This window comes from Streptomyces sp. RB17, from assembly GCF_009604455.1.
Taxonomy (GTDB): Bacteria; Actinomycetota; Actinomycetes; order Streptomycetales; family Streptomycetaceae; genus Streptomyces.
Genome location: NZ_WEGL01000013.1, coordinates 1 through 12,304, shown reverse-complemented (window position 1 = coordinate 12,304; position 12,304 = coordinate 1). Strand labels below are relative to the sequence as shown.

Below are 12,304 nucleotides of genomic sequence, written 5' to 3'. Positions count from 1 at the left end.
AAGCGACGTTGCTAAGGCGCAGGCCCAGATAGCCCAAGGGGCCAGCGCCCGGCGCATGAGTGATCACTCGTACTCGCGCAACAGCTCTTCGATCTTCCTGTTGGCGATCTCCTGCCGTCCGTCGATGCATTTGGCGTAGCGGCTCAGCAGGACCTCAACGCTGTTGCCCGCGCGTTCGGCCACCTCGGTCGGATCCACCCCGGAGTTAAGCCAGGTCGACAGGGCCGAGTGTCGGAGGTCGTACGGCCGGGCGGCGAGCGGAGAAGCGACCGCGGCCGGCGGGAACGCCAGCGCCCGAGCCTCCTGCCACACGCGGTAGTAGGTCGAGGAGCCGACCACTCCCCCACGTTCGTTCGTGAACAGTCGCCCGTCCTCCGCGCTGCCGAACGTGTCGAGGTGCTGCCGAAGGATGGCGACGAGCTGGGGTGGGATGGGCACGAGCCGCACCTCTTCGGCCGGCCTGTTCTTCAGACCGCGGTCGTCGTGGGTCTCGCCGGAGTCCGTCCACTGCTTGCCGACACTGGGACGCGTGCGGTTCAGCAGGGCCGTCCCCCAGCCGGTCTCCGGCAGCTTCAGGTCTGCTCTGGTCAGGCCGACTGCCTCAGCAGGGCGTAAGGCGCCGTAGTACATGCAGGCGAACAGGCCGACGAGTCGACCTTCCGCCGCTGGCTGCTCCCTCGGATCAGGGGCCGTGTCGAGTCACCTCGAATCTGGGGGCTCGGCGTCATCCTGATGGGGCTTGGGTGGTCGGTCGAGCTTCTCGACGCATATCGGCACGATGACATGTTTCGCAACATCGCAGGATTGGCGGGCCTCTGCATCCTGATATGCGGCTTTTGCCTTGAAAAGTGGGCGCGGGTGTCCGGTCGACTCAGCCAGTCATAGGCGTGCCGAGACAGCGCCAAAAAGCCGCAGACGGGTCACCCGGCTCCTGCTGACGGCAGTCTTCCAACCTAGTGCTCCAGGCCGGAGAGAAAAGGCGCTTGTCAAGACCACGTGCGGCGGCTGACACCAACAAGCGCGAACAGCAGCGGTCGACGCTGGACCGCAGCAGACGATCGGCCAAGGCGCAGGGGCCGTTGGTCGACGTTGGCAGACCCCCGTGATCGACCTGATAAGGATGAGGCCGGACCTCAAAGCCTGTACGCCAGGACGGCTCAGAGCACCGCGTGGGAAGCCGAGCAGAGCCCGGGGCAGGGTCTTCGGACCCAGGAAGGCTGAGAACGCGGCAGAGAGCCACGCGTGCCCCCTGCGTGCCCGATGACGCGGTTCCGAACGGGGAACAGCGGGGAGTCACGGCAACCAGTTCAGAAACGCGCAGGTCAGCGTCTCACCAGGTCACCACACATCCGCATACGCGATCTTCCAAACTAGGGCTCTGGGTGGCTGGGGCCGGAGGGCACTTTCCGCCGCAGGCTTGGCCGAGTCATCGAGAACACACCGCTCGGCGAATGAGCGAGAGGGGGGCTTGCAGTGGGTCCGTACAGAGGGTGTGAGGGCGCGGGCGCCGTCATGTGCGTCGGATGATCAGCACGGCCACGTCGTCGAGGTGGTCTACCGCGACGGCGGCGTCGAGGATGCGGTCGGCGGTCTCCTCGACGTTCAGTCCGTCGTGGACGGCTTGGGCGGCCAGCGTTCCGGCTCGCTCCAGTCCGGCGTCCAGTGTCAGGGCCGGTCCTTCGACCACTCCGTCGGTGACCATGATCAGCGCGGTGTCCTTGCCCAGTGTGAAGGTTCCTTCAAGGTAGTCGGCGTCGGGTAGGACTCCCAGCACCGGGCCGCCCGGCAGTTCACGGATGCTGTGGCTGCCGTCGTCGCGTGCGTACAGCAACGGCACATGGCCGGCGCTGGCGCCGGTGACCCGTCCGTCGCGCGGGTCGAGATGAAGCATGGTGCAGCTGGCGAATCGTGCCGCATCCATCGTGACGAGCAGCTCGTTGGTGCGCGTCAGCACGGTTGCGGGATCCGGTTCATGGACGGCGATCCCGCGCATGAACGAGCGCACCTGTCCCATGGCTGCGGCGGCGTCCACGTCGTGCCCTTGGATGTCGCCGATCTCCAGGGCGATGGCACCGTCAGGCATGACGAAGGCGTCGTACCAGTCTCCGCCGATATCCAGCCCGTCCCGGCTCGGTCGGTACCGGGCGGCGACCTCCAGGCCCGGCAGGCGCTCGGGCAGCGTGGGGAGCATGGTCTGCTGGAGCGCTGTGGCGAGCTCGACTCGTGCCTCTTGCAACCTGACGCGTTTCAGTGCCTGGCCTGCAAGGTCGGCAAGAGTACCCATGAGGGCCCGCTCATCCGGGGACGAGTGGTGTTCGCTGTCGTAGGTCACCAACCAGGCCCCGAGCGGCTGATCGCCGGTCGGGCTGAGGGAGGTGATCGAGATGGCGTAGCCGGAGTCGAGCTGGTCGAAGTACGGCACCATGGCCCCGTGCGGCCAGCGGCGGATGTAGTCCTCCTGATCGCGTATGAACTGCGGCTTGCCGGTTCGGATCGCAAAGGGCAGCGGGCTCGGGGCATCCAGCGACAGGCCGTGCACGGCAGCCTCCGGCATCGGCATCCCGCCATCGGAGGAGACGCGCAGGCGACCTTTCGTGATGAACGCCAGCGCGGCGCCGGTACCACCGAAGGTCGCGGCGAGCCGTGTCAGGGCGACCTGCTGTACTTCTTGCTCCGTGGCTGCGGTGATCAAGGCGGAGGAGAAGGCCGCAATCTCGGCGGCTCGCTGTCGCTCAGCACTCAGCGCGACCAACGCTCTGCGTCGGCGCGCTTCCCCCTTCGTGTCGTCGCGGATCACTCCGAAGACCCGCTCAGGGCCGCCAGACCCCAGCTGGACCCGGCGGGCCCGGCAGGCCAGAAGGTGCCAGCCGTCGCGCTCGGTGAGGAACCGCAACGTGATCCAGGGAGACTGGGCGGCGGTCGAACGCATGAGCCGCCGCAGAGCCCCGCGGTCGTCAGGATGGACTCGCCGAACTACCCCGGACAACGACATGGAGGCCTCCGGGAACAGCGCCGCCAAGGCGGGTGCGCCACCCAGCCACTCCAACTGGTGCTCCGGGAGTGAATACATGCACAGACCGAGGTTGGCGGCCTCGGCCGCCAACCGGAACGGGACCACCAGACCGCCCAGGTCGTTTCCCGCGTCCAACTCGTGCACCCACACCAGCGGTTCTCCACCTGCGTGATCCTTCACGGGTTGCGCCTCGACAAGGCAGACCACGGGGGGTGCGCCCGCCCCGGCGAACTCCAGCACCCGCATCACGATCGTCTTCGTCGTGGCGGCGTGGGCCACGAGACTCTCGACCGCAGTCCGCTGGCTTGCGGGCATCAGATCAACCAAGCCACGACCCACGCACTGCTCCGCTGTCCTGCCCAGTGCCCTGGCCATCGCCGCATTGAGGCCGCGGATAGTACCGTCCCCGGTCAAGAGAGCCGAAGGGGCGGCCCTTCGAAGGAGTTCGTCCGAGGCGTCCATCTGGGGCTCCCTGACACATAACACAACAGGCTCTTCAATCTTCGGCGATCTCACCCGGCTGCGCGTGCCGCGGGCACGGTGGTCATACCGATGGTTCACCGATCCCCGCGCCCGGGCCGGGTACCCGGTTCAGGATCACGCGACGGAGTCCCGGGCGCTCGTCGCCGACTTGCGGGCCGCAGCCGTCCGCCGAGACGACGCGCAGGCGAAGGACCTGGTCAGACGGCTGCTACGGTCGATCCCCGAAATTCGAGGCCCTGTGACATCTGCCTGTGGTGGGGGTGATGCGCAGCAGACGCAGGCGGATCCAGCACCCCGACATGGGCCTTATGGAACTCGACTGCCAGATACTCGTCGACGAGGAGCGCACGCAGATCCTCGCACAGGTGCTGCATTCCGTCCGGGCTGCTCTCCCCGGCGTGATCGGCGATGCTCCAGCAGCTCTTGCGCGGCAGCTACGCCAACATGCCCCGCAGGAACCGGATGAAGAACAATCCCCTGATACTCCGCCAGATGATTTTCCGGTCACCTCAGGGCATGCGAACCCACTACGAAGAGCTGGCCGACGGGGACGCAAGCGTTCATGGAACGTCGCAGGCCACACTACGTTGAGAGAGCTGAGCAAGCTCCGATTGAGCTTCGCTGCGCATTGGCGCTCCCACCGACTGACGTATCTCACACGCCGAGATAGACGAGCTTGGTGAAGAGGTCCGGGCCGATGATCCCCTGCCCCCACTTGGCGTCGAAGGGCTGGGTGGGCTTGGCCGCAATGGTCTGTTCAACCGTAAGGCCTCTCCTCTTGAGGTCGGCGACGCGGTTGCGAATGCCGACGAGCATATTGCGGTACTCCACCAGATCGGCGCGCCTTCCGACCGGCCCATGCCCGGGAACCACGATCGTGCCGTCCCTCACCATCGCGATGTTCTGGTTCGCAGCCCGGATCATCCCGTCGATGCTGCCGCCGGTCTCGTGGTCGATGAACGGGTAGAGATCGTTCCAAAAGGTGTCGCCGGTGAACAGCACGTCCGCCCTGGTGAAATCGGCGGAGAGGTCGCCGTCGGTGTGGGCGGGGCTGTAGGGACGCAGCCGCACCGGCTGTCCACCGACGGTGAACGTCTTCTCGGAGGCGACGGTCACGGTCGGTCGAGCGGCGGCAGGGACTGGGGTGAAGGTGTGCGCCCATTCCGCCACCCGGATGGTCTTGCTCAGGTTGCGCAGGGTATTGGGGGTGGCGATGATCTCTGCCCCATGCTCGTGGACCCAGCTGTTTCCGCCCGTGTGGTCGAAATGCCAATGAGTGTTCATCAGGTACCTGATGCGGGAAGCCCCGAGCTTGTGCAGGGCGCTTTCCATCTTCTGGCGAGAAACGGCGATGCCGGCGTCCACCATGAAGGCGCCGTCCTTGCTCGGCAGCACGCCGATGTTTCCGCCTGACCCCTGGAACAGGTACACGCCGCCCCGAAGAGGCGTCACGGTGATGGGGTCCCGGGCTGCGGCGGCGTTGAGCACAACGTAAGGGTTTTTCTGCTGTTTCTGCGGGCTGGGTGGCGGAGTACTACCCGGTGCAAGCGTGGGTGGAGCGCCTGCGGCGTTGTTCACACGGTAGGGGGTTTCCTGCACGCTGGGCGGCGGAGTACTACCCGATGCAAGCGTGGGTGGCGCGCCCAGGGAGCACGCCGCCAGAACCGCGGCGATCGCCGCCTTCCTTGGGGTGTTCATCTCCCGTTTCATGATGGAAGTTCCTCTCCCTTATCCCCGCGCGAAGGCAAGGAGGTCCTCGTTGAATCTGTCCTTGTAGGGATCCACCATCGCCAGACCGTGTGGGGCGCCTTCGTACACCTTGAAGGTATTGTCCTTGACGATCTTGGACGACTTGTCGCCAGCAGCGATGATGGGCACGATCTGGTCGTCGTCGCCGTGCACGATGAGCGTGGGGATGTCGAACGCACGGAGGTCCTCGGTGAGGTCGGTCTCGGAGAAGGCCCGCACGCAGTCGTAGGAGCCTTTGATGCCCACCTGCATGCACCACATCCAGAAGGCGTCGCGCGTGCCCTGAGTGACCTGATTTCCCGGGCGGTTTGCGCCGTAGAAGGGGGCGCTGAGGTCCTCATAGTATTGCGACCTGTCACCGGTTATACCGGCCCTGATCTCGTCGAAGACCTCGATGGGCAGCCCATCGGGATTGGCCTTTGTCTTGAGCATTAGGGGCGGAATGGCGCTCTGGAGCAGGGCCTTGGCGACGCGGGAAGTGCCGTGGCGACCGATGTAGCGGGCGACCTCGCCGCCGCCCGTCGAGTGACCGACCAGGATGACGTCGCGCAGGTCGAGGGACTCGATCAGCTCCGAGAGGTCGTCGGCGTAGGTGTCGAGATCGTTGCCTGCCCACGGCTGGCTCGACCGCCCGTGGCCGCGCCGGTCGTGCACGACGGAGCGGAAGCCGTTGTCCGCCATCAGCTTGGCCTGTGGGTCCCAGGCGTCACCGTTGAGGGGCCAGCCATGGCTGAAGACGACGGGCTGCCCGCTGCCCCAGTCCTTGTAGAAGATCTCCGTCTTGTCCCGGGTCGTGAGGAAAGGCATAAGTGGCCCCTTTAGCTGGTGTCCGGGTGACAAGCGCGCCGTACAGGATCGCCTTCGGGGCACGCCCCACGTTTCTTCATCGCGGACTATCCAACGCGGTAACAGCGCGATTGGGTTCGGGGTGCAATGATCTCCCCGACGATTGTCCGCCTTCTCCCCGCGCCGTCCGAATAAACGCGGGGCGACCGATACCCTCGGCGCCCTTTCACGCTACCCGACCAGGCGGGGCTTGTCCTTCCGGCGACTCTGCGGCCCAGCCGAGGAGCTGACTCCGAGGCGCGCCCAGACTTTCGGGCTCTCCGAACGCTCCTCTCTCGGTGGGCACTGGAATTCGTCGGGCCAGATTGCCGTCGCAATGTCGTGGTCGACCCGCCCCGATGATGTCCATCTCGGCTGCCTCCCGCATCAGGTGCCGCACACACCGCAGTTCTGCTGTGCTCCGGCAGTCCGTCGAGGCAGATGTCCTGGTCACGTGGTCCTGTGTTTCCCACACGCTCTCCGGACACTGAGCGTGGACAGACAGCGCCGTGTCCCGTTGGGCAGTAGGCCCTCCCGTTCTGGGGAGGGCGTGTGGGGCAGGCTGACAGCGCCCCACCGGGGTTGCCGGGCCGCCCCTTGCTTTGCGGTCGCTTGATCATGGCAGGCGACGGTCCTGGTGGCCTGAGTGCTGGGTGGGTCGGGGCGGCCGAAGTGGGATGGTCGGTCAGGAACAGGTGGATGCGGGTTGGGGGCTGGGTCCGGGGACGGATGGTTCAACCGGTGTGTCCGCGCGGCGGGGCGTGCGGATCACGAGGGCCGCGAGCAGCCCGGCGATTGCGGTGATGCCAGCTGCGACGGCCATGGCCACGTTGTAGCCGGAGGTCAGGGCCTGTGGCAGGGCGTCGTGGGTGAGCGAGGCGGTCACGGTGCCGGCGGTGCCGGAGATGACGGCCAGGCCGAGTGCGCCGCCCGCCTGCTGTGAGGTGGCGATCAGGCCAGAGGTGACACCGGCGAAGCGCTGAGGGGTGCCGGCGGTGGCGGCGGCGTACATGGGGGCGAAGCTCATGCCGTAGCCCAGTGGCATCACCAGCAGTCCTGGCAGCACGTGGACGGCGTAACTGCCGTGGACGGGAAGGAAGCTGACCCACAGCATGCCGATGATGACGAGGACGGGCCCCATGATCAGGAAGCGGCGGAAGCCGAAGCGGCGGACCAGGCCCGCCATCCGGGTGGAGACCAGGCCCAGGATGACAGGGAAGGGCAGGAATGCCAGCCCTGTGCGGATGGCGCTGTAGTGCTCGATGTCCTGCATGTACAGGGTGAGCAGGAAGAACATGCCCAGGTTGCCGGCGAAGACCGTTGCCATCATGCCGTTGGCGCCCGAGACGTTGCGGATCGTGAAGATCCCGAGGTCCACCAGTGGATCGGCGGCACGGCGCTCGTTGAAAACGAAGGCGGCGAGCAGGATTACACAGGCCGCGAAGCAGATGAGGGTGAGCGGGTTGGCCCAGCCCCACTCGGGCGCCTGGCTGAAGGCGAAGACGCCCGCCATTAGCCCGGCGGTGGCCAGTACCGCGCCGGGAGCATCCGGAAGGCCCCTGCGGTCCCGGCTTCCGGGTCGGTGGTCGGGGACGAGGCGGGGTACGAGCGCGAGGACGATCACCCCGACAGGGACGTTGATGAAGAAGTTCCAGCGCCAGCCGGCGTACTGGGTGAGTACGCCGCCCAGGAGGAGGCCGACGGCTGCTCCGCCGGTGGCGACCATGGACCAGAAGCCCAGTGCACGGGAGCGCTCGTGCCCTTCAGGGAACTGGGTCAGGACCGTGGACAAGGCAGCGGGGGACATCACGGCGGCAGCCAGGCCCTGCAGTCCGCGCAGCACAATGAGCAGCGGCACAGAGGAGTTCACTCCGATCAGGAGCGAGACCACGGTGAAGGCCGCCATCCCCATGAGCAGCGTGCGGCGCCGGCCGAGCAGGTCGGCCAGTCGCCCGCCCAGCAGCAGGAAGCCGCCGAATGCCAGGACGTAGGCGGTGACGACCCACTGGATGGTGCTGTCACCGAAGTCCAGATCGCGCTTGATGACCGGCAGGGCGACATTGATGATCGCGGTGTCCAGCACCACCATGAACTGCGCGGTCGCCACCAGGGCGAACACCTTCCAGGGGCCGGTCGGGCGCCCGACCCGGTCCGCGTTTGTTATGAGCATGACAGTATCCTTGAACGGCTTCCGGCAGCGGGGCGCGGAAGCGGGTGGTCGGGAATCAGGCAGGGCGGTCGAGGGCCTGCCGATGGAGGGGTTCGCAGCGGCCGGACCGGGTCCCGGACGCCAAAGGTCAGCTCAACTGCTCACCGAGAAGTTGGCCTTGGGCCTCCAGGCGTTCGGCCTCGGCGTCGTCACCGGCCTGGACGGCACGCCAGTAGCCGACCCGGTTGTCGATGTAGTGCTTGCGGGCGGCCAGGCGCCGCATCTCCTCCTCCAGCGCCTCGCCGTGGGCAGCGAGCATCCCGATCTTCATAGCGACGGTCTCGGGCGCGTGCCCGCGCGCCGCCATCAGCGCACGCATCTCCTCGATCGCCAGCCCCGCGGCCCGCAGGTGCGCCAGCGATTCGATGCGGGCCAGGTCGGTACGGGTGTAGGCGCGATGGCCGCTGGAGGCATCCCGGGCGATGGGGTCGATCAAGCCGATCTTCTCGTAGTACCGCAGCGTCCAGCCGCTCAGCCCGGTGATCCGGGAGACCTCCTGAACGCTCAGGACCCTGTCCGTCGCGGACTCCTCGGTGTGCCGCCCTCGGAGTGCTCGTGCCTCGTTCATGATTCGAGTATCGATAACTTGGAGCGCTCCAAGTCAAGCGCGGAGCACCACGGAGTTGGCAGAGCAGGGATCACATCTGTCGACGGACCCCGTCCCGGTGTGCTCGGCGCCCAGTGACATCGCTCTCCGTAGCAGCGCAGGAAACCGGAGGAACGCCTTCACGGTGTCGAGGGCCGCTTCGAGGTGGGTGATCCGGCCGGGACATCAGGATTTTCCGTCCGTTCCGCCCCCGGAACGGCGACCGTCCCGCCCGGGTTGGGTGAGTCCGCTCCCCCACCCAACGAGATCCCGAAGTCCGGCAGGAGCACTAGTAGGGGGGCCAGAGAGAATGAAGTGAGGCACTGATGCCAAAGCGGAAGGAGAGAGCCGCTATGCGACGTCGATTCACACGCACCGTGGCTACCGGTATAGCTGCGGGCATCATGGCCGGCGGCGCAGCCGTCGCCTCCGTCGGGACTGCCTCCGCAACGCCGGCCGCTACGGGCGAGCGATCGACGTGCCCTAGATCCTGATGTCTCCCGGACCCGGTTCATCTTGCTCCTCGGGTCGGCTCCGGCGTTCTGTCGTCTGGCCGAAGAAGTAACCCAAGACGATCAGGAAGCTATTGCTGAGCAGCTCAGACACGGCAGTGCCTAGGAACATCGCCACGACCAGAGTGACCGCCAGCCCGATAAGAAGAAATGCGCCGACCATCGGCGCGATCGCGTCGCGGGCGAGCAGCTTCGAGCGGTAGGACCACCTTCGCTCAGACAATTGGATTTTCAGGAACGCCAGGTCACGCTCACGTTGGAACTGCAGGGCGCTCTCCTCCGAGGCCACTGCCCGCGCCGCAGCCTCCGACTCAACAGACTGCCGCTCCAGAGCATCCAACTGGTCAGCGAGCGCTCGCTGTTGCTCGCCCGGTGGCAGACGATCGATCAGTTCGCGCAAGTCAGAGATCTTCTGCTCGCTGCGGAGCTCGTTGAGTCGGTCGACGATCAGCCTTTTGCGCTGTATGAAGAACGGGAGCAGGCTGACCCCGTCGTCGGCCGCGACCACCCAAAGCTTCACGCTTACCCGAGGAAACTGATCGATGTGAGTGATCGCGTCCTCGATGCGATCCAGCGCCGCTTCCAAGCCCCAGGAGGATATGGACAAGTTCACGGCCGAGTCCCTGACCCTGCCACCTATCAAGGATCCAGACGTCCATGACCCGTCCTTCATGACAATCATTGCAGGTACGGAAACGGAGCCGTCCAATGACTGTCTTCCTTGGATCAAAGAACACAATTTCGCTGGTGGAGTGCTTATCCAGGGATGAGTCGTCTATGTCTACTCGCAGCGACTGATAATACTGGGCGTCGAGTGGTTCCAACACAGCTCGGCCGCCTCCCAGGCTAGCGTCGCTCCATACTCGGAACGACAATACCAAGAACACTATAGCGAAACTGCGCCGGATCGCTTCATCAACGTGCGAACGCCAAGAGCAGCCCCGCCTACCGGTAGTTTGCCAAAATAGGCTTGACAGCGGCATGCGGCGGGCGTGTGGGGAGAAACAGGGTTCCGTCGCGTGCTGGAGGTCGGCGATGACTGCGCGCCGCCTGTGTCCGCCAGCGCCGAGTCCGTTGGAGGATTACGCGGCGCGGTTCGACGACGTGTTCCACGGCCCGGCCGCATCACGTTGCGGTAGATCGGCGTGACGAACTCACCGCACTCCATGCAGACGCTCAGCCAGGGCTTGTCGTTGAAAGGTCACACCGATACGGGCCAGGCCCCCTTGGCGATCATGTTGGCCTTGGCGGTCTCGGGATCGAGATGACGGGGCAGTTCACTCCAAGCGGCTTATGCGACAGATACTTTGACGTCAATCGGGGTTCCCAGCGACGCGGCCACCGTAGCGCGCATCACTGACAGTCATAGTGATACGCGGGTCCCCGGTGGCCGTGACCCGATCACTGACTGACGTCCTGCTGGACTGTCCTTGCATTGATCTGTCCGGCCGCCGGGCCCAGTTCCCAGGGCTCCGGCCGGGCAGAGCATGACCTAATAGGAGCCTGGCCAGAGGCCCCATGACTGTCCTGTCTGCCAGTCCGGCCGGAGCTACCTTCGGCAAGGAAGGCTCCTCCAGCATGACAGGCACGGCCTCTGCAGACCTCCCGGACGAGTTAGTTGTCAGCGGGGTGGACTCCCACTCCAGCACCCTCCACGTTGCCGTGGTCACCGATCGGGGCGGACACCTCGACGACGCCGAATTCCCCACGAAGGCTGCCGGGTACGCCGCCGCGATTGGCTTCTTGCAGGCCCACGGCACCGTCACCGCCGTCGGTGTGGAGGGCACATCCTCCTACGGAGCGGGCTTCACACGCGCCGCCCGGCAGGCCGGCCTGACCGTCGTCGAGGTCAACCGGCCCGACACAGCCGAACGTCGCAGGATCGGCAAGTCCGACCCGATCGACGCCTACGCCGCGGCCCGCGCCGTCGTCTCAGGGCGGGCGACCAGCGCTCCCAAGGACAGCGCGGTCGACGGCATACGCGCCCTGCAGACCGCCGCTCGCTCCGCAGTCAAGGCACGCACCGCGGCGCTCAACCAGATCACACACCTGCTGGTCACCGCGCCCGACCCGATCCGCATCAAGTACCCGGCACAGCCTGGTGACAAGCGCATCGCTGCGCCGGCCCAGATCCGGCCAGCCACCGATCATGAGAACACCGCGCTCCTGACCGCGCTGCGCACGCTGGCCCGGCGCGTCCAGAGCCTGACCGAGGAGCACACGGCTCTGACCGCGGAGTTGGACAAGCTGGTCACCGGACTCGGTCCCGGCCTGCGTGCCGCCTACGGCGTGGGCACGGACACCGCCGCCCAGCTGCTGATCACAGCAGGAGCGAACCCGGAACGACTGCGCACGCAAGCGTCCTTCGCCGCGCTGTGCGGTGCGGCCCCTGTCCCGGCCTCGAGCGGGAAGACCAACCGGCACAGGCTCTCCCGCGGAGGCGACCGCGCGGCCAACGCGGCTTTGTACCGCATCGCACTCACCCGGGACGGCCCACGACCAACGCACACGCGAGTACGTCGCCCGGCAGACCGACGCCGGTCGCACCAAGACCGAGATCATCCGGCTGCTCAAGCGCGCCATCGCCCGCGAGGTCTTCCGGCTGCTGACCACCCCCGTCCGGGTGCCCCATGCCGCGGACCTGCGGCAGACCCGGCAATCGAAGAACATCACCCTCACCACCGTGGCGAACCACTTCGGGGTCTGGCCCGCTGTCATCTCCAACATCGAGCGCGGCCTGCGCCGAGATGACGCCTTCGCCGACACCTACCGCAAGTGGCTCCTCAGCGCTTGACCAACCATAGGAGTCGAGCGTTCACCTGCGGTGACGCCCCGCGGGCGTGAAAATCGGTACAGGGGCTGTCCGCCGACGCCGCTTGATGTTTGGGCTGTGAGCCCGCATAGGAGTCTGGTGAGGGAGCCGTCCG

General features: G+C 66.4%; 8 protein-coding genes and 2 pseudogenes. 2 read left to right on the top strand and 8 right to left on the bottom strand.

Translation table 11 applies throughout. From position 1 onward, the window contains the following. Nucleotides 1–63: 63 nt before the first annotated feature. A pseudogene (locus SRB17_RS40240) lies at nt 64–654 on the bottom strand (tyrosine-type recombinase/integrase); the annotation flags it as partial. A gap of 856 nt (nt 655–1,510) precedes the next feature. Next, nucleotides 1,511–3,475 carry a SpoIIE family protein phosphatase gene (locus tag SRB17_RS40235; protein ID WP_153546472.1) on the bottom strand — a complete coding sequence of 655 codons (1,965 nt, stop codon included), beginning with the start codon at nt 3,473–3,475 and terminating at the stop codon, nt 1,511–1,513. On the opposite strand from SRB17_RS40235, the gene SRB17_RS48705 reads away from it, so the two are divergent. Beyond that, nucleotides 3,396–3,962, top strand: coding sequence for a hypothetical protein (locus SRB17_RS48705; RefSeq protein WP_194294290.1), 567 nt, complete (start codon nt 3,396–3,398; stop codon nt 3,960–3,962). The genes SRB17_RS40235 and SRB17_RS48705 overlap by 80 nt on opposite strands. Nucleotides 3,963–4,150: 188 nt before the next feature. Here the strand turns inward: SRB17_RS48705 and SRB17_RS40230 are convergent, their stop codons facing one another. From SRB17_RS40230 to SRB17_RS48700, 6 genes and pseudogenes are all read right to left on the bottom strand, one after another. After that, nucleotides 4,151–5,206 (bottom strand): MBL fold metallo-hydrolase, encoded by a 1,056-nt coding sequence (locus SRB17_RS40230; RefSeq protein WP_228396570.1) that lies wholly within the window; start codon nt 5,204–5,206, stop codon nt 4,151–4,153. An 18-nt stretch (nt 5,207–5,224) separates the two neighbouring features. Next, complete coding sequence (locus SRB17_RS40225) at nt 5,225–6,052, bottom strand: alpha/beta fold hydrolase (RefSeq protein WP_153546470.1); 828 nt, start codon at nt 6,050–6,052, stop codon at nt 5,225–5,227. A gap of 703 nt (nt 6,053–6,755) precedes the next feature. Continuing rightward, nucleotides 6,756–8,240: an MFS transporter gene (locus tag SRB17_RS40220; RefSeq protein ID WP_153546468.1), complete on the bottom strand. Its 1,485-nt coding sequence runs from the start codon at nt 8,238–8,240 to the stop codon at nt 6,756–6,758. A 127-nt stretch (nt 8,241–8,367) separates the two neighbouring features. Beyond that, nucleotides 8,368–8,847, bottom strand: a complete 480-nt coding sequence (locus tag SRB17_RS40215; protein WP_153546466.1) for a MerR family transcriptional regulator — start codon at nt 8,845–8,847, stop codon at nt 8,368–8,370. 501 nt (nt 8,848–9,348) lie between these two features. Then, nucleotides 9,349–9,963 (bottom strand): hypothetical protein, encoded by a 615-nt coding sequence (locus SRB17_RS40210; RefSeq protein WP_153546464.1) that lies wholly within the window; start codon nt 9,961–9,963, stop codon nt 9,349–9,351. A gap of 16 nt (nt 9,964–9,979) precedes the next feature. Next, a pseudogene (locus SRB17_RS48700) lies at nt 9,980–10,360 on the bottom strand (GNAT family N-acetyltransferase); the annotation flags it as partial. 595 nt (nt 10,361–10,955) lie between these two features. Between SRB17_RS48700 and SRB17_RS40205 the strand changes: the two are divergent. Further along, on the top strand, nt 10,956–12,128 hold the full coding sequence (locus SRB17_RS40205; protein WP_228396569.1) for an IS110 family transposase: 1,173 nt from the start codon (nt 10,956–10,958) through the stop codon (nt 12,126–12,128). Nucleotides 12,129–12,304: the final 176 nt, after the last annotated feature.

What these genes read in the sequence shown, in the direction of transcription:
- SRB17_RS40235 (WP_153546472.1), bottom strand. Translation starts at nt 3,475, where the DNA reads ATGGACGCCTCGGACGAACTCCTTCGAAGGGCCGCCCCTTCGGCTCTC.
- SRB17_RS40215 (WP_153546466.1), bottom strand. Translation starts at nt 8,847, where the DNA reads ATGAACGAGGCACGAGCACTCCGAGGGCGGCACACCGAGGAGTCCGCG.
- SRB17_RS40230 (WP_228396570.1), bottom strand. Translation starts at nt 5,206, where the DNA reads ATGAAACGGGAGATGAACACCCCAAGGAAGGCGGCGATCGCCGCGGTT.
- SRB17_RS40220 (WP_153546468.1), bottom strand. Translation starts at nt 8,240, where the DNA reads ATGCTCATAACAAACGCGGACCGGGTCGGGCGCCCGACCGGCCCCTGG.
- SRB17_RS40205 (WP_228396569.1), top strand. Translation starts at nt 10,956, where the DNA reads ATGACAGGCACGGCCTCTGCAGACCTCCCGGACGAGTTAGTTGTCAGC.
- SRB17_RS40225 (WP_153546470.1), bottom strand. Translation starts at nt 6,052, where the DNA reads ATGCCTTTCCTCACGACCCGGGACAAGACGGAGATCTTCTACAAGGAC.